The sequence below is a fragment of the Blastococcus tunisiensis genome, from assembly GCF_900112815.1.
GTDB lineage: Bacteria > Actinomycetota > Actinomycetes > Mycobacteriales > Geodermatophilaceae > Blastococcus_B > Blastococcus_B tunisiensis.
This window is the reverse complement of record NZ_FOND01000016.1, coordinates 35,994-56,405: the sequence shown is the minus strand read 5'-3', so window position 1 is coordinate 56,405 and position 20,412 is coordinate 35,994. Positions and strand designations below refer to the sequence as shown.

Genomic DNA, 20,412 nt, shown 5'->3' with positions numbered 1-20,412 from the left:
GCCACGCCGTTCTCGTCGTCACCGCCTGCGAGGATCCGGTGATGGACGCCCCCGCCCTGCTGGCCCGTCTGTGCCGCCTCATCGACGATCGTCGGTGGACGGACCTGACCCCCCTGCTCCACGAGGACTTCGAGTGCCGATACGTGCACACGAGCGAGACGTTCGACCGTGAGTCGTGGGTGCGCCTCAACGCCGAGTACCCGGGGTTCGACCACATGGTCATCCACGACCTGGTCGGCACCGATGACCGAGCCGCTGCCCGCTGCGGGGTCACCGGGCACGTGGAGGGCGAGCTGGTCCACTTCGAAGTGGCGACCTTCGTCACCGCCCGTTCCGGACGGATCTCGGAGATGACCGAGGTCTGGACGGACGTCGCCCGGACGCCTCCCGCGGGGACCCGCCCGGGCTGAACCCGGCCCGGAGACCGTGGGGGCCCGACAGCACCCTGTCCCTAGAGCGCTCTGCCCCCGAGTGCGGGTGCACTCGGGGGCAGAGCGTCGCGCCGACACCGGGCGGGGCTTCCCGGGGACGGGTGGATCAGACGGGCTTGGGCTTGCGGTTCTTGGCCTTGCCGCGCTCGGTCTGGTCGAGCACCACCTTGCGGATGCGCACCGTGGCCGGGGTGACCTCCACGCACTCGTCCTCGGCACAGAACTCCAGCGCCTGCTCCAGGTTCAGGATGCGCGGCGGGATCAGCCGCTCCAGCTCCTCGGAGGTGGACTTGCGCATGTTGGTGAGCTTCTTCTCCTTGGTGATGTTCACGTCCATGTCGTCCGGACGCGAGTTCTCACCGACGATCATGCCCTCGTAGACCTCGGTGCCCGGCTGGACCATGAGCTGGCCGCGCTCCTGCAGGGAGAACATCGAGTACGTCGTCGCCACGCCCTGCCGGTCGGCGACCAGCGAGCCGGTGGGACGGGCGCGCATGTCGCCCAGCCACGGCTCGTAGCCCTCGAGGTTGTGGTTGAGGACGCCGGTGCCGCGGGTCTCGGTGAGGAACTCGGTGCGGAACCCGATCAGCCCGCGGGACGGGACGATGTACTCCATCCGCGCCCAGCCGGTGTCGTGGTGCACCAGGTTCTCCAGCCGCGCGCGGCGGCTGGCCAGCGCCTGGGTCAGCGTGCCGACGTACTCCCCCGGGACGTCGATCGTCACGCGCTCGACCGGCTCGTGCAGCTTGCCGTCGATCTCCTTGGTGACCACGGTCGGCCGGCCGACGGTGAGCTCGAACTCCTCGCGGCGCAGCTGCTCGACCAGGATCGCCAGCGCCAGCTCGCCGCGGCCCTGCATCTCCCAGGTGTCGGGGCGGTCGGTGTTCAGCATCCGCACCGACACGTTGCCGACCAGCTCCTGGTCGAGCCGGTTCTTGATCAGCCGAGCGGTGAGCTTCTTGCCGGACTTGCCGGCCAGCGGCGCCGTGTTGATCCCGATGGTGATCGAGATCGACGGCTCGTCGACGGTCAGCGGCGGGAGCGGGCGCGGGTCGTTGGGGTCGGCGAGGGTGTCGCCGATCATGACGTCCTCGATGCCGGCGATGGCCACCAGCTCACCGGGGCCGGCGCTGTCGGCCGGCGTCCGGGTGAGGCCCTCGGTGACGAGCAGCTCGGTGATCTTGACGTTCTTGATCGTGCCGTCGACCTTGCACCAGGCCACCTGCTGGCCGTTCTTCATCGTGCCGGAGTGGATGCGCAGCAGGGCGAGGCGGCCGAGGTAGGGCGAGGCGTCGAGGTTGGTGACCTGCGCGCGCAGCGGCTCCTCGGCGTCGTAGACCGGCGCCGGGATGGTGTCGAGCAGCGTCTTCACCAGCGGCCCGAGGTCGGGGCTGTCGGGCGAGGTGCCGTTCTCGGGCCGGGTGAGCGAGGCCTGCCCGGTCTTGCCGTTGCTGTAGACGATCGGGAAGTCGAGGTTGTCCACGTCCATGCCCGAGTCCTCGAGCAGCTCCATGAACAGCTCGTAGGTCTCGTCGACGACCTCGGCGATGCGGGCGTCGGAGCGGTCGGTCTTGTTGACCACCAGGATGACCGGCAGGCCCTTGCCCAGCGCCTTGCGCAGCACGAAGCGGGTCTGCGGCAGCGGCCCCTCGGAGGAGTCGACCAGCAGGACGACGCCGTCGACCATCGACAGGCCGCGCTCGACCTCGCCGCCGAAGTCGGCGTGCCCGGGGGTGTCGACGATGTTGACGACGACGGGGTTGCCGTTCTCGTCGGCCAGGTGGATCGCGGTGTTCTTGGCCAGGATGGTGATCCCGCGCTCGCGCTCGAGGTCCATCGAGTCCATCACGCGGTCCTGCGTGGAGTCGTTGTCCGTCCCCTCGCCCTTGGCGCGCCCGAGGGCGCCGGCCTGGCGGAGGAGGGCGTCGACCAGGGTCGTCTTGCCGTGGTCGACGTGGGCGATGATCGCCACGTTGCGCAGGTCGTCGCGAGTGGGCATGCGGGAGGGCACCTCAGGAGAATTCGGGGATCCGGCGCGCTCTCGCACCGACATCGCTGTAACGGCCGCCGGCCCGGCGACCTTCCCACTGTAGTCGCTCAGGCGACCGGACCTCCCGGACGAGCGGTGTCGGCCACCCCGAACGTCACTCCCGCGGCGGCGAGGGTGACCAGGCTCACCGCCAGCCAGGCCGACATCCCCACGCCGATGGCCAGGACGTGGGCCAGCACGAAGGCGCCGACGTAGAGGGCGGCGAGGGCGACGGCGGTGGCCGGGCCGCGCCGCCGGAGCCAGAGGACCCCGGCTGCCAGCCCGGCCGCGGCGAAGACCGCCCCGCCGAGCGCGCGGATCCCGGTGCCCTGGGCGATGCCGAAGCCCGCGGCGAGGCCGACGGCGACGAGGACGGCGGAGGGGAACCGGGTGCGGACGAGCGCGGCTGTCGACATGTCCCCCAGTCTCCCTGTCGACCGCGCGGCTGGCGGCGTCCGGCTCACTCCGGCGCCGCGGCCTCCACGAGGGCGGTGATGGTCGCGGGCGTCGCCTGCCGCAGGTCCAGCGGCTCGCCGTCGACGAGCACCGTCGGGGTGGAGGTCACGCCCTGCCGGCTGGCCTCCTCGGTGATCCGGGCCGTCCAGTCCTCGAAGACCAGGTCGCGGATGCCCGCCTCGACCTCGTCCCCGGTGGCACCGGCCTGCGCCGCGAGCTCGATCAGCTCGTCGTCGGACAGCCCAGCGCCTCCCTCGGGGGGCTGGTTGGCGTACAGCAGGTCAGTGAACTCGGCGAACGCCTCAGGACCGGCCGCGTCGACGACGACGCCGGCCGCGTTGAGCGACCGGGTCGAGTACGCGTCGGTGGAGTACCGGTCGAGGATGGCGATCGGGTGGTACCTCAGCTGCAGCGTTCCCTCGTCGGCCAGCTGCTCGAGGGTCTCGCCGTTCACCTGGTGGAACCGCTGGCACGCGGGGCACTGGAAGTCCGCCCAGATGTCGACCGGGACGGCCCCGTCGTCCGCCCCCACCTCCACCACGGTGCCGTCGGCCGCGGTGTCGGCCGGCACCGCGGCCGCGTCCGACGTGGCCGTCCGCTGCATCTGGACGACGATGACGACGACGAGCGCCACGACCAGGACGACCCCGGCCACGACGCCGCCGATCACCGTGCGCCGGCGCCGCTCGGCGGCCGCCCGCGCCGCGGCCTCGGCAGCGCGGCGGTTCTCGATCCGCTGCCGGGCCGAGGCGCGCCGAGACTGCTGGGAGGGGCTAGCGGGCATCGGTGAGCTCCGTCGGGTGGGCCGGGTCGGGCGGGACGTCGGCGGCGGGCGGGCCACCGAGGGCGAGGCGCGAGCGGGGACGGCGGGCGAGGGCGAGCGCGACCAGCAGCAGCGCGGTGTCCCGGACCACCTCGCCGGGATAGGCGGTCTCGCCCGGGGCCACCTCTCCCCCGCCCCCGAAGCAGCCGCAGTCGATCTGCAGGCCCCGGGCCCACGCGGAGACGACGCCGACGAGGAACACGACCATCAGCGCCGCCGCGCCGAGGGCCGCCGTCCGGACGAAGACGCCGGCGAACAGGGCCAGGCCGACGGCGATCTCCAGCACCGGGAGCCCGAAGGCGACCGGGCCGACGAGCCCCTCGGGCAGCAGCTGGTAGGCCCGGACGGCGCGTTCGGCGGCCGCCGGATCGGGGATCTTCAGGGCGCCGGCGACGACCAGCACGCCGCCCAGCAGGAGCCGGGCCGCCGTCGCCAGCCAGGGGCCCACGGTTCCGGCACTCCAGCGCATGACCCCATAGTCGTCCGCCGGGCCGCCGGAGTTCCCGGGACGCGCGGAGGAGATCCTCCGGACGCACGCGGGCCCCGAGCGCATGGCGCTCGGGGCCCGGCGGCCTTCAGGTCCCCCACGGGTGCGCGTGGGGGTGCGGCTCAGGAGGCGCGGAGCACGGCCTCGATCTCGAGCTCGACGTTGATCTTGTCGCCGACGACCACGCCGCCGCCGTCCATCGGCATGTCGATGTCGACGCCGAACTCCGAGCGGGAGATGACGGTCTTGGCGCTGAAGCCGGCGCGCGTGCCGCCGTAGGCGTCCGGGCCGAAGCCGTTGAGCTCCAGCTCCAGGGAGACCGGCTTGGTGATGCCCTTGAGGGTCAGCTCGCCGTCGACCACCCAGTCCTCGCCATGGGCGCGGACGGTGGTGGAGCGGAACGTCATGACGGTGTGGTTGCCCACGTCGAAGAAGTCGGCGGAGCGGATGTGCGCGTCACGCTGCTCCTGACGGGTGTCGATCGAGTCCATGTCGATGGTGGCGGTGACGGTGGACTGCGAGGGGTCCTCGGCGGTGACGAGCTCACCGGAGAACTCACGGAAGTAGCCGCGGACCTTGCTGACCATCATGTGGCGGACCGAGAAGCCGACGGTCGAGTGCGAGGCGTCGATGTCCCAGGTGCCGACGACGTAGCCGGGGATCTGGCGCAGGGTGCTGGTCATGTGTTCCTCCAGGTTTGTTGAGCGTTTGACCTTCTGCCCGACCGTAGCGTAGTTGAAGGCACAACTATTCCGCTAGTACGCTGTGCACATGACCGCGCACGTGTCGTCCCCATCGTCTGCTGCCGCGTTCCCGGGTGAGCCGCGGTGGCTCGACGCCGACGAGCAGCGCGCCTGGCGCGCCTGGCTGTACAGCACCCTCCTGCTGCAGGACCGGCTGGACCGGGAGCTCACCCACGAGACCGGCATCTCGCACGCCTACTACGAGATCCTCGTGCAGCTGTCCGAGGCCGAGGGCCGGATGCTGCGCATGAGCCAGCTCGCCGACCGCTGCCTGTCCTCGCGCAGCCGCCTGTCGCACGCGGTGTCCCGGCTGCAGGAGCGCGGCTGGGTCCGGCGGCAGGTCTGCCCGGACGACGGCCGCGGCCAGCTCGCCGTGCTCACCGACGAGGGCTTCGCCGCCCTCGAGGCCGCCGCACCGGTGCACGTGGAGAGCGTCCGCACCCACCTGTTCGACCAGCTCACCCCGCAGCAGGTGGAGAACATGCGCGACCTCGGCGAGACCCTGCTCCGCCACCTCGACGCTCAGGCGCCCTGACGCCTCCCCTGTCCCCCGGGCCGTCTCGAACCATGCGAACTCGTGGCCATCAGAGATCGATGGCCACGACGTCGCATGGCTCGTTCCCAGCCCGGCCGCCCCATCCCCTCACCGCGGCCGGAAGTACTTGTCCGGGGTGATCGGCAGGTCGCGGATGCGCAGCCCGGTGGCGTGCCAGTAGGCGTTGGCCACCGCGGCGGCCGCCCCCGTGATGCCGATCTCGCCGATGCCCTTGAGCCCGATCGGGTTGGCCAGCTGGTCGTCGACGTCCAGCCAGGAGATGTCGATGTCGCCGATGTCGGCGTTGGTCGCCACGTGGTACTCGGCCAGGTCGTGGTTGACGTAGTGCCCGTACCGCTCGTCGGTGACCGACTCCTCGTGCAGGGCCATCGACACGCCCATGCAGAAGCCACCGAGCAGCTGCGACCGCGCGGTCTTGGCGTTCACGATCGTGCCGGCGTCGTACACGCTGGTCGCCCGCGGCACCCGCACCTCCCCGGTGTCGCGGTCCACCCGCACCTCGACGAAGTGCGCCCCGTAGGCGTGCATCGAGTGCGTCTTCGCCGCGGGTGACTCCCCCGGCAGCTCGCCGTCCACCGTCACGCCGTCGGCCGGCACCTGCCCGCCGTACTGCTCCTCCAGCCGGGTGCGCAGGTCGCGGGCGGTGAACACGATCGCCGTCCCCCAGGACGCCAGGCCGGTCGATCCGCCGGCCCCACCGGCGAACGGCAGCCGGCTGTCGCCGATCCGCAGCTCCACCGAGCCGAGGTCGGTGCGCAGCGCGTCGGCGGCGATCTGGCTGAGCACCGTCCAGGCGCCGGTGCCGATGTCGGAGCCGTCGATCTCCACGGTGTAGCGGCCGGCCCCGTCCACCGAGATCCGGCACTGCGCCTTGCGCCGCCGGGTCGGGTACGTGGCCGAGGCGACGCCGGTGCCGACGAGCCAGCGGCCGTCGGTCCGGATCCCCGGGCGCAGGTCGCGGCCGGCCCAGCCGAACCGCTCGGCCCCGGTGCGCAGGCACTCCACCAGGTGGCGGGTGGACCAGGGCACGTCCCGCTCGGGATCGCGGTCGGGCTCGTTGCGGATCCGCAGCTCGACCGGGTCCAGGCCCAGTGCGACGGCGAGCTCGTCCATCGCCGACTCCAGCGCGAACATCCCCGGCGTCTCCCCCGGCGCCCGCATGATCGTCGGCGGCGGGACGTCGAGCCGGGCCAGCCGGTGCGTCGTCCGCCGGTGCGGCGCGGCGTACAGCACCCGGGTCGGGGTGGCGGTCTGCTCGGCGAACTCGCTGATCCGCGAGGTGTGCTCGACCACCTCGTGGCTGATCGCCGTCAGCCGGCCCTCCGGGTCGGCGCCGAGCCGGAGCCGCTGGATGGTCGGGGTGCGGTGGCCGACCAGGGAGAACATCTGCTGCCGGGTGAGCTCCAGGACGACGGTGCGCCCGACCACCCGCGCGGCCATCGCGGCGAGCATCTGGTTGGGATGGGTGAACGCCTTCGAGCCGAAGGCGCCGCCGACGTAGGGCGAGATCACCCGCACCTGGCCGGCGTCGACGCCGAAGCCGGTCACCAGGTCCTTGACGATGCTGTGCGGGCCCTGGTTGGCGTCCCAGAGGGTCAGCGAGTCGCCTTCCCAGCGGGCCATCGAGGTGTGCATCTCGATCGGGTTGTTGTGCTGGGTCGGCGTCTCGTAGGTGGCGTCCACGGTCACGGCCGCGGCGGCCAGCGCGCCGTCGACGTCCCCGATGACCGAGTCGGTCTCGAACCCGGCCATCAGCTTGTCCGGCGCGTACAGGTCCGGCCGGTCGGTGCGCAGCGCGACGTCTGGCGGCTCGGCCGCGTACTCGACGACGACGGCACCGACGGCGGCCTTCGCGATCTCCGATGTCTCGGCGACGACGGCGGCCACCACCTGCCCCTGGTAGTGCACGTCGAGCGACTGGAGCACGGGGAGGTCGGAGGTCAGCCCGCCCCCCAGCCGCGGCGCGTTCGCCGGCGTGAGCACGGCCAGGACGCCGGGCATCGCCTCCGCGCGCGACGGGTCCAGCCGGCTGATCCGGCCCCGGTTGACGGTGCTCTGGACGAGCGCCAGGTGGGTGATGGGCTCGCCGGGATCCTGCTCGAAGGCGTACGGCGCGGTGCCGCGCACCTTCGCCGGTCCGTCGATCCGGTCGATGCCGGCACCCACGAGCCGGTCGATCGTGGTCATCGGGAGCTCTCCGCCAGGTCCACGAGGGTGCGGACGATCAGGTTGCGGGCCAGCGGCACCTTGAAGCCGTTGTCCCGGAGCGGGGTGGCCGCCTCGAGCTCGGACTCCGCGGCCCGGGCGAAGGAGTCCTCGGTGGCGGGCAGGCCGCGCAGCACGTGCTCGGCGGCGGTGGCCCGCCACGGCGCGTGCGCCACTCCGCCCAGGGCCAGGCGCACGTCGTGGACGACGCCGTCCTCGACCCGCAGCGCCGCGGCGATGCTCACCAGGGCGAAGGCGAACGAGGCCCGGTCGCGGACCTTGCGGTAGCGCGACGGCATGCCGAGGGCGGGCAGGTCGATCGCGGTGATCAGCTCGCCGTGCCGCAGGGTGGTGTCCCGGGACGGGTCGTCGCCGGGCAGCCGGTGCAGGTCGGTGATCGGGACGGCGCGCTCGCCATCGGGCCCGTGCACCCGGACGACGGCGTCCAGGGCCACCATCGCCACCGCCATGTCGGAGGGGTGGGTGGCCACGCAGGTCGCGGGATGGTCGGAGCCGGCCAGCGTCTGGCCGAGGATCGCGTGGTTGCGGTGCACGCCCTCCAGCGCCCCGCACCCGCTGCCCGGCGAGCGCTTGTTGCACGGCCTCGTCACGTCGGTGAAGTAGCCGCAGCGGGTGCGCTGGAGGAGGTTGCCGCCGGTGGTGGCCCGGTTGCGCAGCTGCCCGGAGGCGCCGGCGAGCAGGGCCTGGGCCAGCACCGGGAAGCGCTCGCGGACCCGCCGGTCGGCGGCGAGGTCGGCGTTCGGCACGCCGGCGCCGATCCGCAGCCCGCCGTCGGGGAGCTCGGTGACCTCCCGCGAGGTGAGCTCCCGGACGTCGACCAGCACGTCGGGGGTGGCGACCCCGAGCTTCATCAGGTCGACCAGGTTGGTGCCGCCGCCCAGGAAGGCGCCCTGCGGGGCGTCGGCCAGCAGCGCCACGGCACCCGCGACGTCGGCGGCGCGCTCGTAGCGGAACTCCCTCACCGCCGCACCCCCTCGGCCTCGGCGACGGCCGCGACCGCCGGGACGATGTTGGCGTAGGCGGCGCAGCGGCAGAGGTTGCCGCTCATCCGCTCGCGGATCTCCTCGTCGGTGAGCTCGGCGTCCGCGGCGTGCAGGTCGTCGGTGACGGCACTCGGCCAGCCCGCGCGGGCCTCGGCGAGGACACCGGCGGCCGAGCAGACCTGCCCCGGCGTGCAGTACCCGCACTGGAAGGCGTCGTGCTCGACGAAGGAGCGGTGCAGGGCGTGCGGCCGGTCGCCCTCGGCCAGCCCGTCCGACGTCGTCACCTCCGCGTCCCCGACGGTGACGGCCAGGACGAGGCAGCTGTTCACCCGGCGCCCGTCGAGCAGCACGGTGCAGGCGCCGCACTGGCCGTGGTCGCAGCCCTTCTTCGGGCTGGTGTTGCGCAGCCGCTCCCGCAACGCGTCGAGGAGCGTGGTCCGGGTGTCGACGGTCAGCGGGTGCGCCGCCCCGTCCACCCGCAGCGTGATCTGGGTGTCCACGCGGCCGGTCCTGCCCCGGCAGCGGGTGTGGACAAACGATGCAGCGCGCAACCGGTCAGGGCTGTCCGGGGATCACGTCGTCCGGGGGCGCCGGCCACCGCGGCACGCCGGCGACGGGACCCGGGTCGAGCCGCGCCGGGAACCGCGGCCGCCGCTTCTCCAGGAAGGCGGCCACGCCCTCGGCCGGATCGGGCCCCTCGCCCAGCTCGACCAGCGCGCGGGACTCGGCGCGGTGGGCGTCCCACGGCGAGGAGGCGCCCAGCATCGACCAGAGCAACTGCCGCGCCGCGGCCACGGCGACCCCGCTGGTGTTCGCGACGATCTCGCGGGCCAGCGCGTACGCGGTCGGCAGCAGCTCCGCGTCGGGCACCACCCGGGAGACCAGCCGGCCGCGCAGCGCCTCGGCGGCGTCGAACACCCGGCCGGTGGCCACCCACTCCATCGCCTGGCTGATGCCGACGACCCGGGGCAGGAACCACGACGACGCCGCCTCCGGCACGATGCCGACCCGGCCGAACACGAACCCGAAGCGGGCGGACTGACCGGCGATCCGGATGTCCATGGCCAGCGGGAGCGTCGCCCCGATGCCGACCGCCGGCCCGTTGATCGCGGCGATCACCGGCTTGCGCAGGGCGGCGAAGGCCAGCGACGCCACCCCGCCGGCGTCCCGCGGGAAACCCCCGATGTCCTGGCTCAGCGGCCCCGGCGGTCGCGCGCGCGTGCGCCGGTCGCCGAACGTGCCGGGACCTCCGCCCAGGTCGGCCCCCGCGCAGAAGGCCCGGCCGGCGCCGGTCACGACGACGACCCGGACGTCGTCGTCGGCGTCCGCCGCGGCCGCGACGGCGGCCAGCTCGTCGGCCATCGTCAGGGTGAAGGCGTTCAGCCGGTCGGGGCGGTGCAACCACACGGTCGCGACCCCGCCGGCCACCTCGTAGCGCAGCTCGGTGAGTTCCGTCGTCGTCCTCCCTCCGGACGTGCGTCCTCGCGGGAACGCACGGAATCAGGTGCCGAGGGCTCCGGCGACGGCGAGCCGGGCGACCGCGTCGAGGTGCTCGGCCTCGTCGCCGAGCAGCAGCCGGTCCACCTTCGCCCGCCGCCAGAACAGGTGCGCGTCGTGCTCCCAGGTGAAACCGATCCCGCCGTGCACCTGGACCAGCGTCCCGGCGGCCTGCTCGTAGACGGCGGCGGCGCACGCCTTCGCGGCGGCGGCGGCCAGCGGCAGCTCCCCCGGGTTCGCGTCGGCCGCCCACGCCGCCCACCACACCAGCGAGCGCAGCTGCTCGACGCCGACCCATGCGTCCACCAGCAGGTGCTTCACCGCCTGGTAGGAACCGATCCGCCGGCCGAACGCCTCCCGCTCCTGGGCGTAGGCGACCCCCAGCTGCACGCACCGGTCGGCGCCGCCGAGGTCCTCGGCCGCCATCACCACCGCGCCCACCTGCCGCGCGCGGGCCCACAGCTCCCCGGCGCCGGTCGCGAGCACCCGGCGCGAGGTGAGCCGCACCGACGCCAGCCCGCGGGTGGCGTCCAGCGGCCGGCCGGGCACGACCTCGCCCGCCCCGACCACCAGGTCCTCGCCGTCCAGGGCCAGGAAGGTGGTCGCGTCGGCGGCGTCGACCGAGGGCGCGGAGCCGTCCGGCGACCCGTCCAGCACGGCGAACGACGTCGACCCGTCGGCCAGCCCGGCGGCCAGCTCCGGCTCTCCGGCGAGCAGCACCGCCGCCCGGGCGGGGGTGACCAGGGACGGTGCCGCCAGGACCGCGCCGCCCTGCTCGGCGACCACCGCCAGGTCGAGCAGGGTGCGCCCGGCGCCTCCGGCCGACTCGGGCACGGTGATGCCGAGGAAGCCGATGTCGGACAGCGCCGCCCGCCCCGGCTCGGGCCGGCCACCCTCCAGACCGGCGCGCGCCGCGGCGGGCGAGGCGGAGCCGCGGAAGAAGTCGCGGGCACCGGCGGCGATGTCGCGCTGGTCGTCGTCGAGGTCGAAGTTCACCGCCGTCCTCCGGAGAACGGGACGGTCTTGTCGCTGCGCGGCTCCGGCGGGAGGCCGAGCACCCGCTCGCCGATGATGTTGCGCAGCACCTGGTCGGTCCCGCCGGCGATCGCGATGCCGGGGATCCAGGACTGGGTGCGCTGCCACCGGTCGTCGCCCTCCCCGGTGGCGGCGTACACGGCGTCGTCCCCCAGCAGCCGAACGCCGGCGTCGGCGACCAGGCGGGCGGCCTCGGTGCCGGCGAGCTTGCCCGCGCTGGCCTCGGGGCCGGGGAGGCCGCCCTGGCTGAGCGCGGTCAGCCGCCGGTAGCCGGAGTACCGGGCCCCCAGTGCGGCGACCACCGCCCGGCCGACCGCCTGCCGGGCCAGCACCTGCCGCTCGGGGTCGAGGCCGGGCAGCCGCTCCCGCGCGTGCTGCACGAAGGCCTCCACCGGCAGCCCGATGGTGCCGCCGGCCCCGCCGATCGCGACCCGCTCGTTCATCAGCGTGGTCAGGGCGACCCGCCACCCCTCGCCGGGCTCGCCCAGCCGCTCGCTGTCGGGGATGCGGACGTCGTCGAAGAAGACCTCGTTGAAGTCCGACTGCCCGCCCATCTGGCGCAGCGGCCGCACGGTGACGCCGGGGGCGTGCATGTCGACGACGAACATCGTCAGGCCCGCGTGCTTCGGGCGGTCGGGGTCGGTGCGGGTGAGCAGGATGCCGAGGTCGGCGACGTGGGCCAGCGTCGTCCACACCTTCTGGCCGTTGACCACCCAGTCGTCGCCGTCGCGCACCGCCGTGGTGCGCAGCGCGGCCAGGTCCGAGCCCGACGCCGGCTCGCTGAACAGCTGGCACCACACGTCGTCGGCCCGCAGCAGCCGGGTGAGGTAGCGCTCGCGCTGGTCCTGGCTGCCGTGCGCGATGACCGTCGGGCCGCACATCCCGATGCCGATGTGGTTGATCAGCGCCGGCACGCCGGCCCGCGCCAGCTCCTGGGACACGATGGCCTGCTGCATCAGCGTGCCGCCCTGGCCGCCGAACTCCGCCGGCCACGCGACCCCGACCAGCCCGGCGTCGGCGAGCACCCGCTGGGTGCGCCGCAGCTCCGCCTCGGAAGTCCGGGGGTCCACGGCCTCCTGCCCGGGCCGCAGCCGCACCAGCTCGGACGCGTGCCGCTCGAGCAGCTCCCGGACCCGCGCCCGGTAGGCGGCCTCGTCGGGGCTGTCGTCGAAGTCCACGGGCCGCGCCTCTCGTCGATGAGCCGGTCCGGCGCAGCGTGGCAGCCGCCCCCCGGGACGGTCAACGGTGACTGTTGCCGATCGCCGCGTCGGCCTAGGCTTCGCCGGATGACCGCCGAGCCCGCGCCCGAGGACGCCGTGCCGGTCCCCCGCTCGCGGTCCGAGCGCACCGCCGGCAGCCGGCTGCTGATCCTCGACGCCGCGGTGGCCTGCCTGGTCGAGGACGGGTACGCCGGCGCCTCGACGCTCGCCGTCCAGGCCCGCGCCGGCGTCTCCCGCGGTCGGCTGCTGCACCACTTCCCCTCCCGGGCCGAGCTGCTGGTGGCCGCCGCCGAGCACCTGGCGACGACGCAGCTCGAGGAGGTCCGGCGGCGCGCCGCGGCGCTCATGGACGACGAGCCGACCGGCCGGGAGCGGGTCGACCGCGCCATCGACCTGATGTGGACCACGTTCCAGGAGCCGCCGTTCTGGGCGGCCATGGAGCTGTGGACGGCGGCCCGCACCGACCCGGCCCTGCGCGCCGCGCTGCGGGGTGAGGAGCGGCGGCTGCGCGCGGCGATCGCGGCCGTGGCCGACGGCATCTGGGGGCCGGAGATCGTCGGCGCCCCGCTCTACGCCGACCTCACCGAGCTGCTGTTCACCAGCATGCGCGGGGTGGCGCTGGTCTACGCCTTCGACGACCGGCCGGCCGCGACGGACCCGCACCTCGCGCTCTGGAAGCGCCTGGCCGCCCGGATGCTGCCCCTCGACAGTCAGGGTTGACCGCTCCCTGCATCGCGGCCAGCATGACGCAGGTCACACCGTGCCGGACGTCGAGGAGCAGCCCGTGACCGTCGAGATCCCCGTCCTGCACGGCCGCGGCATGACCATGGCCAACCAGCTGGCCCGGCACGCCCGGAAGAACCCCGACGTCGCGGCACTGCGGTTCGAGGGAGCCGGGCGCAGCTACGCCGAGCTGGACCGGCGGGTCACCCGGCTGGCCCGGGCGCTGCGGCGGCGCGGCGTCGGGGTGGGCGACCGGGTCGCCGTGCTGGCGCTCAACGGCATGGAGACGTGGGAGACCTATCTCGCCGGCGTGCGGCTGGGCGCCATCGTCGTCCCGGTCAACTTCCGGCTGGTCGCCGACGAGGTGGCCTACGTGCTCACCGACTCCGGCGCCGTCGCCCTCGTCGTCGACGCGGCGCTGGCCGAGGTCGCCGGGAAGGCGGGCGAGCAGGCGCCGTCGCTGCGGACCACCCTGGTCATCGGCGGGGACTACGAGGAGGCCCTGGCGGCGGCCGGGGACGAGCCGCTCGACGTCGAGGTCGAGGAGGAGGCGCCGGCCTTCATCATGTACACCTCCGGGACCACCGGCCGCCCCAAGGGCGCCGTGCTGACCCACCGCAACCTGCTCATGCACGCCTTCAGCCAGATCACCACGCTCGGCTGGGACCCCGACGACCGGGTCGGCGTGCCGGGGGCGCCGCTGTTCCACATCGCCGGCCTGGCCGGCGGCCTCCCGCCGCTGCTGCTCGGCGGCACCAACGTGATCCTGCGGTCGGGGGCGTTCGACCCGGCCGAGACCCTCGACCTGATGGAGCGGGAGAAGGTCTCCAGCATCTTCCTCGTGCCGGCGATGTGGGCCGCCGTGCTCGCCGTCCCCGGCCTGGCCGACCGCGACCTCTCGCACCTGCGCCGGGTGTCCTGGGGAGCCGCGCCCGCCTCCACCACCCTGCTGCGCTCGCTGATCGACGCGTTCCCGCAGGCGGAGGTGGTCACCGCGTTCGGCCAGACCGAGTGCTCCCCGGTCACCTGCCTGCTGCGCGGCGAGGACTCGGTGCGCAAGATCGGCTCCGTCGGGACGCCGATCCTCAACGTCGAGGTGCGGGTGGTCGACGACGCCCTGCGCGACGTCCCGCAGGGCGAGGTCGGCGAGATCGTCTACCGCAGCCCGATGGTGATGACCGGCTACTGGAACAAGCCCGAGGAGACCGCGCTCGCCTTCGAGGGCGGCTGGTTCCACTCCGGCGACCTCGTGCGCCAGGACGAGGACGGCTACTTCTACGTCGTCGACCGCAAGAAGGACATGATCATCTCGGGTGGGGAGAACATCTACTGCGCCGAGGTGGAGAACGTGCTCGCCGCGCACCCGAAGGTCAGCGAGGTCGCGCTGATCGGCGTCCCGGACGCCCGGTACGGCGAGGCGCCGCTGGCGGTCGTCGCCCCGCGGGACGCGGCCGATCCGCCGACCCCGGAGGAGCTCGCGGCGTACTGCCGGGAGAAGCTGGCCCGCTACAAGAACCCGCGCGAGTACTCCGTCGTCGGTGCGCTCCCCCGCAACCCCAGCGGCAAGGTGCTCAAGACGGCGCTGCGCCAGGAGCACTCGGCCGGCTCCCTGGTCGCCGAACCGGTGGTGTGACCCAGCCGCCCGCCCGGACCGCGGTGGCCTGACGATGTGCGCTGGTCGGCAGTTTCTGGCCGGAAAGCTGCCGACCAGCGCACATCGTTCAGCGGCCAGACGTGTCCCGGGTCAGCCGTTCCAGACCTCGGCGACGCGCGCCGCCACCGTCGCGGCCTGGGCGCGCCCGGCCCGCGCCGACGGGGCCCGGGCCGCGGGGTCGAGGACGTTGCGGCCGATCGCCCGCTTGCTGTCGGCGTCCGGGGACACGACGGCGACCCGCGCCACCAGGCCGGTCACCTGCGCGTCGACGCTGGCGAGCGGCCCGATCCCGCGCGGGATGGGCGCCAGGACGACCAGCCGCTCGTGCCCCTCGGCGAGGTCGGCGTTGGCCGCCGAGCGCATCCCGCCGTCGACGTAGCGGCGCCCGTCGATCGTCACCGGCGGGTAGACCCCGGGCACGGCGCAGCTGGCCGCGACCGCCTGCAGCAACGGCACCCCCGAGTCCCGGTCGAACGCGCGGAACTCGCCGGTCTCCGCGTCGACGGCGGTGATCAGCAGCTTCCGCTCCGGCCACTCGGTGCTGACCAGCCGCGAGCCGATGACGTCGAGCCGCTCCTGCTCGGACGGCGTGACCCCGGCCCGCTCCGCGGCGAGCGCGAGGGCGCCGATCCGGCGGCGGAACTCCCCGTCGTCGCGGCGGCTGCGCACCATCGCCCACCCGTACTGCGCGAGGTTCGAGCGGGTCATCCGCGCGACCCTCTCCTCCGCCGGGGCCGCCAGTTGCCGCTCGAACATCGCCCCGAGCTCGGCCCCGCCGGTCACCTGCGCGCCCACCACGGAGCCGGCCGAGGTGCCGACGACGAGATCCGCGCCGCTCAGGTCGACGCCGGCCTCGGCCAGCCCGGCGAGCAGGCCGATCTCCCAGGCGATCCCGGTGATGCCCCCGCCGCCGAGCACGAGGGCGGTGCGCTGGTCGCTCATCCGGCCATCCTCACAGACCGGCCGGATCTCGACAGCGCGTGTGAGCTGGGCCACGCTGAGCATCCGCGCCCCCCGAGGAGAGGACACGCATGACCGCCACGCAGTCGGAGCCGACCACCACCTCCAGCTGGCCCCCGGGGCTGCCCCGGTCCCTGGACTACCCGGAGGTGCCCGTCGGGTCGATCCTGCGCGCGGCGGTCCGGCGGTGGGGCGAGCGCCCGGCGTTCATCGACCACGACGTCGAGCTGACGTTCACCGAGCTGGGGCGCCGTGCGCACGCCGTCGCGGGCTGGCTGGCCGACCACGGCGTCGGGCGGGGCGACGTCGTCGCCGTGCACATCCCGAACTGCCGCCAGTACCCGCCGCTCTACTACGGGATCCTGCTCGCCGGGGCCACCTTCTCCCCCACCAACCCGCTGCTGCCGGCCGCCGACCTGGCCGCCCAGCTGACCGATGCCCGCGCGACCGTGCTCGTCACCTGGGACCAGGTGCTGCCCTTCGTCCGCGGCGCCCTCGCCCAGACCCCGGTGCGGACGGTGGTCGTCACCGGTGAGGCGCACATCCTCGACCTCGCCGCCCGCCTGGAGCTCGAGGACGGCGACGTCGACCTCGCCGACCTGCTGGCCGCCGACCCGACCGACCGGCACCTCGACGCCGACGTCGACGTCGCGGGCGACCTGGCCCACCTCGCCTACACCGGCGGCACGACCGGCGTGAGCAAGGGCGTCGAGCTGCCGCACCGCACGGTCGTCACCAACGTGCTGCAGTCGGCCTGCTGGACCTCGGGCTCCCTGCCGGAACTGGACGACGCCGGCGACGTGACGGTCCGCCAGGTCGTGGGCGAGGACGAGTACCCGACCCGCCTCGGCACGGCCCGGATCATCAACCTCACGCCGTGGTTCCACGCGATGGGCGCCATCGGCTACCTCAACGGCATGGTCCTGGGCGGCACGACGACCGTCATCCACATGCGCTTCGACCCGGTGAAGTACGTCGAGGACGCCGTCCGCTACGACGTGACCGCCATCGGTGGGGCACCGCCGGTCTTCGTCGCGTTGCTGCAGGTGCCGGGCTTCGCCGACCACGACTGGTCCCGCGTGCGCGGGGTGTCCAGCGGCGCCGCACCCCTGCCGGTGACGCTGATCGAGAAGCTGCAGACCGTGCTGCCCAACGCCGTGATCGGCGAGGGCTACGGGCTGACCGAGGTGACCATGCAGGCCACCGGCAACCCGTCGTTCCGGTCCGGCACCCGCAAGGCGGGCACCGTCGGCGTGCCGGTCTTCGACACCGAGATCAGCATCCGGCCGCTCGGCGGCGGCGACCCCCTGCCGGTCGGGGAGCGCGGCGAGGTCTGCATCCGCGGCCCGCAGGTGATGCGCGGCTACGCCCACCGCCCGGAGGCCACCGCGGAGTCGATCGATCCGGACGGCTGGTTCCACACCGGCGACGTCGGCATCCTCGACGAGGACGGCTACCTCGCCATCGTCGACCGGACCAAGGACATGCTGCTCTACAAGGGCTACAACGTGTTCCCGCGCGAGCTCGAGGAGATCCTCTTCGGCGTCCCGGGGGTGGCCGGCGCCGCGGTGGTCGGCCGCCCCGACGAGGACGCCGGGGAGCTCCCGGTCGCCTACGTCGTCCGCAAGGCCGACGACGCCGGGACGGCGCTCACCGCCGAGTCGGTCATGGCCGCGGTCAACGACAAGGTGACGCCCTACAAGCGGCTGCGCGACGTCGTCTTCATCGACGCCATCCCGGTGTCGGCCGCCGGCAAGGTGCTCAAGCGCGAGCTGGCAGCCAAGGAGCGGGAGAAGGCCGGCGGCTGAGCTCCTCCGTCCGACCCCGCGCCGCCGCACCCCGCCAGGTCTCCTGACCCGAACGGGTGCGGCGGCGCGCATCACGGCATCGGCCTCACTAGTGTCCGCGGGGTGGAGCGAGAGGTGCCGGGCGGCACGGAGACCGAGCACACCGGTGTCCGGATCGCCCACGTCGAACAGTCACCCGTTCGCCAGGTGTGGCGCCGCGTCCTCATCGCCGCCGTCGTCCTGGTCGTCGTCGTCCTCATCGTCTACATCGACCGGGACGGCTACGAGGACAGCAAGGGCGGCCCGATCTCGCTGCTCGACGCGACGTACTACGCCACGGTCACGCTCTCCACGACGGGCTACGGCGACATCACGCCGGTCACCGCCGAGGCCCGGCTGGTCAACATCCTGCTGATCACGCCCCTGCGGATCATGTTCCTGATCGTCCTCATCGGGACGACACTCGAAGCCCTCACCGCGCGCTCGCGGGAGGAGTTCCGCATCCGACGCTGGAGGTCCCGCGTGCGTCAGCACGTCATCGTGTGCGGCTACGGCACCAAGGGCCGCAGCGCCATCCGCTCGCTCATCGCCAACGGCACGCCGCCGGACCGGATCGTCGTCGTCGACCCGGAGCCGCGGGCCATCGACGAGGCCAACTCCGTCGGGCTCACCGGGATCGTCGGGGACGCCGGGCGCACCGAGGTCCTCCGCCGGGCCTCCGTGGAGCGCGCCCGCGCCGTCATCGTGGCCGCCAACCGGGACGACGCGGCGGTCCTCATCACCCTCACCGTGCGCCAGCTCAACCCGAGCGTGCCGATCACGACCAGCGTCCGGGAGGAGGAGAACGCCAACCTCCTGCGCCAGTCGGGGGCCGACACGGTCATCACCACCTCGGCGACCTCCGGACGGTTGCTGGGGCTCTCGACCGACGCGCCGCGGGTGGTCGCGGTGGTCGAGGACCTGGTCACCGGCGGCCAGGGCCTGGACCTGCACCAGCGCACGGTGACGTCGAGCGAGACCGGCCTGGGGCCGCGCGACCTGCGCGACATCGTCCTGTCGGTCACCCGCGGCGGGCGGACCCTGCGCTTCGACGACCCGCTTATCGGCACCCTGCAGCCCGAGGACGTGCTCGTCGTGGTGAAGGCGCACGACCCCGGCAGGCCGAACCGGCCGCCGACCCAGCCGTCGGCGCAGTCGCAGGCGTAGCCCGGCCGGGTCTCAGCCGGCCCGGCGCACCCAGGTGGGGGTCGGCTCGCCGCGGCCGCGCAGCTCCACCGCGACGTCGCGGACCCAGTGCGCGCGCTCCGTCTCCTCCGCGGCCAGCACGGTGGCCTCGCTGGCCACCACCCGGCCGGGGTGCTCCTTGGCCACCTCGGTGAGCCGCGCCGCCTCGTTCACCGGATCGCCGATCACGGTGTACTCCAGCCGGCTCGCCGCGCCGACCTGACCGGCCCAGACCCGCCCGCACGCGACCCCGACCCCGACGTCCACCTCGCCGGCCTCGCGGACGGCGTCGCCGATGCGGCGGGCCGCCCGCAGCGCCGCGCCCGCGGGATCGGGATGGTCGGCGGGGGCCCCGAAGACGCAGAGCGCCGCGTCGCCCTCGAACTTGTTGACCAGCCCGCCGTCGGCCTCGATCGCGTCGACCACCACCTCGAAGAAGCGGTTGAGCAGGCCGACCATCTGCTCGGGCCCGGTGCGCCGGACCAGGGACGTGGAGCCAGCGATGTCGACGAAGAGCGCGGCCACGGTGCGCTCCTCGCCGTCCAGGGAGATGCCGGTGTCCAGCGCCCGCTGCGCGACCGTCGTCCCGACGTGCCGGCCGAACAGGTCCTTCAGCCGCTCCCGCTCGGCCAGACCCGCGGCCATGGTGTTCACGCCCTCCTGGAGGAGGCCGATCTCGCCGGCGTCGTCGACGACCACCCGGACGTCGTAGTCACCGGTGCCGATCCGCGTGACGGCCTCGCGCAGGTCGCGCAGCGGCTGCCCCACGGCCCGGGCGACGAGCAGGGTCGCCAGCGCGCCCACGAGGAGCGCGACGACCACGAGGAAGACGACCGCCCCCTCCCCGGGCCCGCCGGGGTTGCTCGGGTCGAGGAACAGCAGGGCGACGCCCAGCATCGGGACGCCGCTGGTGAGCAGCCAGCCCAGCAGCAGGCGCGGCCGGACACCGAGGACGAGGGCACCCGCCGGAGGGTGGGCGGTGAGGGCGAGCGCGGTGACCACGCGGGCGGCGCGGGCGACCAGCAGGTAGGTGACACCGGCGGTGGCCAGCCCGCCGAGCAGCGTGGCGACGGCGACCCGCAGGCCGACCCGCGCGTCGGGGAAGGCCGCCGCCGCGACCAGCCCGACGACGGCCGCGCCGACCAGCCACACCGCGCCGGCGAGCAGTGCCGTGTCCAGCGGGAGCCGCAGCACGTGGCGGGCCTCCTCGCCGCTCGGCGAGCGGCCGGCCACGAGCCACTGGTTGGTGGCGCGCTGGCGGCGCAGGCCCGCGACGGTGGCGACCGGCAGCGCCACGACGAGGTAGGCCGCGACGGCGAGCAGCACCGGCCTGCGGCCGCTGTCGCCGCCGGCGTCCTCCACGCCCAGGAGCAGGACGGCGACGGTGGCGACCCCCACGAGGTTCGCGCCGAGGACGAGCAGCACGATCGCCGGGACGGCGCTGCGACCGCTCGGGGCCCAGTACGTCCACGGCTGGTCGCGGCGCACGGCCTGCGGGCCGCGACTGTTACCCGAGGTCACGCGCACATGATCGCGGACCGGGGCCACCGTCGCCGCAGGGGGCGCCCGGGGGTCGCC

19 protein-coding genes are annotated in these 20,412 nt (G+C 74.2%); 6 read left to right on the top strand and 13 right to left on the bottom strand.

The annotated features are described in order from the left end of the window. Window positions 1-41: 41 nt before the first annotated feature. The gene (locus BM142_RS18455; RefSeq protein ID WP_092201963.1) at window positions 42-410 is read left to right on the top strand and encodes a nuclear transport factor 2 family protein; all 369 of its coding nucleotides are present in this window, start codon (window positions 42-44) and stop codon (window positions 408-410) included. 127 nt (window positions 411-537) lie between these two features. Here the strand turns inward: BM142_RS18455 and typA are convergent, their stop codons facing one another. The 5 genes from typA to BM142_RS18430 all read right to left on the bottom strand — a co-directional run bounded on the left by typA (window position 538) and on the right by BM142_RS18430 (window position 4,909). Then, window positions 538-2,430 (bottom strand): translational GTPase TypA, encoded by a 1,893-nt coding sequence (gene typA / locus BM142_RS18450; protein ID WP_092201961.1) that lies wholly within the window; start codon window positions 2,428-2,430, stop codon window positions 538-540. A gap of 98 nt (window positions 2,431-2,528) precedes the next feature. Then, window positions 2,529-2,876, bottom strand: a complete 348-nt coding sequence (locus tag BM142_RS18445; protein ID WP_092201960.1) for a hypothetical protein — start codon at window positions 2,874-2,876, stop codon at window positions 2,529-2,531. Window positions 2,877-2,920: 44 nt separating this feature from the next. Next, window positions 2,921-3,700 (bottom strand): DsbA family protein, encoded by a 780-nt coding sequence (locus BM142_RS18440; RefSeq protein ID WP_092201958.1) that lies wholly within the window; start codon window positions 3,698-3,700, stop codon window positions 2,921-2,923. Beyond that, entirely contained in the window at window positions 3,690-4,208 is a 519-nt protein-coding gene (locus BM142_RS18435; RefSeq protein ID WP_092201956.1) for a MauE/DoxX family redox-associated membrane protein, read from the bottom strand. Before BM142_RS18435 ends, BM142_RS18440 begins: the two co-directional genes overlap by 11 nt. A 140-nt stretch (window positions 4,209-4,348) precedes the next feature. After that, window positions 4,349-4,909 carry a YceI family protein gene (locus tag BM142_RS18430; protein WP_092201954.1) on the bottom strand — a complete coding sequence of 187 codons (561 nt, stop codon included), beginning with the start codon at window positions 4,907-4,909 and terminating at the stop codon, window positions 4,349-4,351. Between the two features lie 88 nt (window positions 4,910-4,997). Between BM142_RS18430 and BM142_RS18425 the strand changes: the two genes are divergently transcribed. Then, on the top strand, window positions 4,998-5,504 hold the full coding sequence (locus BM142_RS18425) for a MarR family winged helix-turn-helix transcriptional regulator (RefSeq protein ID WP_092201952.1): 507 nt from the start codon (window positions 4,998-5,000) through the stop codon (window positions 5,502-5,504). A 108-nt stretch (window positions 5,505-5,612) separates the two neighbouring features. Here BM142_RS18425 and BM142_RS18420 read toward each other — a convergent pair whose 3' ends face one another. Genes BM142_RS18420 through BM142_RS18395 form a run of 6 tightly spaced genes read right to left on the bottom strand, consistent with a single transcriptional unit; the run spans window position 5,613 to window position 12,444 of the window. Then, entirely contained in the window at window positions 5,613-7,712 is a 2,100-nt protein-coding gene (locus BM142_RS18420) for a xanthine dehydrogenase family protein molybdopterin-binding subunit (RefSeq protein WP_092201950.1), read from the bottom strand. Continuing rightward, window positions 7,709-8,713 (bottom strand): FAD binding domain-containing protein, encoded by a 1,005-nt coding sequence (locus tag BM142_RS18415; protein ID WP_092201948.1) that lies wholly within the window; start codon window positions 8,711-8,713, stop codon window positions 7,709-7,711. The genes BM142_RS18420 and BM142_RS18415 overlap by 4 nt, the downstream gene beginning before the upstream one ends. Further along, the gene (locus tag BM142_RS18410) at window positions 8,710-9,234 is read right to left on the bottom strand and encodes a 2Fe-2S iron-sulfur cluster-binding protein (protein WP_092201946.1); all 525 of its coding nucleotides are present in this window, start codon (window positions 9,232-9,234) and stop codon (window positions 8,710-8,712) included. Before BM142_RS18410 ends, BM142_RS18415 begins: the two co-directional genes overlap by 4 nt. 55 nt (window positions 9,235-9,289) lie before the next feature. Then, window positions 9,290-10,174, bottom strand: a complete 885-nt coding sequence (locus tag BM142_RS18405) for an enoyl-CoA hydratase-related protein (RefSeq protein ID WP_092201944.1) — start codon at window positions 10,172-10,174, stop codon at window positions 9,290-9,292. A 60-nt stretch (window positions 10,175-10,234) separates the two neighbouring features. Next, complete coding sequence (locus BM142_RS18400; RefSeq protein ID WP_092201942.1) at window positions 10,235-11,227, bottom strand: acyl-CoA dehydrogenase family protein; 993 nt, start codon at window positions 11,225-11,227, stop codon at window positions 10,235-10,237. Next, window positions 11,224-12,444 (bottom strand): acyl-CoA dehydrogenase family protein, encoded by a 1,221-nt coding sequence (locus BM142_RS18395; protein WP_092201940.1) that lies wholly within the window; start codon window positions 12,442-12,444, stop codon window positions 11,224-11,226. The genes BM142_RS18400 and BM142_RS18395 overlap by 4 nt, the downstream gene beginning before the upstream one ends. A gap of 108 nt (window positions 12,445-12,552) precedes the next feature. Here BM142_RS18395 and BM142_RS18390 point away from each other — a divergent pair, with 108 nt between their 5' ends. After that, window positions 12,553-13,206: a TetR/AcrR family transcriptional regulator gene (locus tag BM142_RS18390; protein WP_175527345.1), complete on the top strand. Its 654-nt coding sequence runs from the start codon at window positions 12,553-12,555 to the stop codon at window positions 13,204-13,206. A gap of 64 nt (window positions 13,207-13,270) precedes the next feature. Beyond that, window positions 13,271-14,842 carry a long-chain-fatty-acid--CoA ligase gene (locus tag BM142_RS18385; protein WP_217640786.1) on the top strand — a complete coding sequence of 524 codons (1,572 nt, stop codon included), beginning with the start codon at window positions 13,271-13,273 and terminating at the stop codon, window positions 14,840-14,842. A gap of 111 nt (window positions 14,843-14,953) precedes the next feature. Here BM142_RS18385 and BM142_RS18380 read toward each other — a convergent pair whose 3' ends face one another. Then, entirely contained in the window at window positions 14,954-15,805 is an 852-nt protein-coding gene (locus BM142_RS18380) for a patatin-like phospholipase family protein (protein ID WP_092201939.1), read from the bottom strand. 89 nt (window positions 15,806-15,894) lie between these two features. On the opposite strand from BM142_RS18380, the gene BM142_RS18375 reads away from it, so the two are divergent. Next, window positions 15,895-17,631 (top strand): class I adenylate-forming enzyme family protein, encoded by a 1,737-nt coding sequence (locus BM142_RS18375; protein ID WP_092201937.1) that lies wholly within the window; start codon window positions 15,895-15,897, stop codon window positions 17,629-17,631. Between the two features lie 102 nt (window positions 17,632-17,733). Then, on the top strand, window positions 17,734-18,816 hold the full coding sequence (locus BM142_RS18370) for a potassium channel family protein (protein WP_254791061.1): 1,083 nt from the start codon (window positions 17,734-17,736) through the stop codon (window positions 18,814-18,816). A 12-nt stretch (window positions 18,817-18,828) separates the two neighbouring features. Here the strand turns inward: BM142_RS18370 and BM142_RS18365 are convergent, their stop codons facing one another. Continuing rightward, the gene (locus BM142_RS18365) at window positions 18,829-20,355 is read right to left on the bottom strand and encodes an adenylate/guanylate cyclase domain-containing protein (protein ID WP_217640785.1); all 1,527 of its coding nucleotides are present in this window, start codon (window positions 20,353-20,355) and stop codon (window positions 18,829-18,831) included. Window positions 20,356-20,412 lie beyond the last annotated feature (57 nt).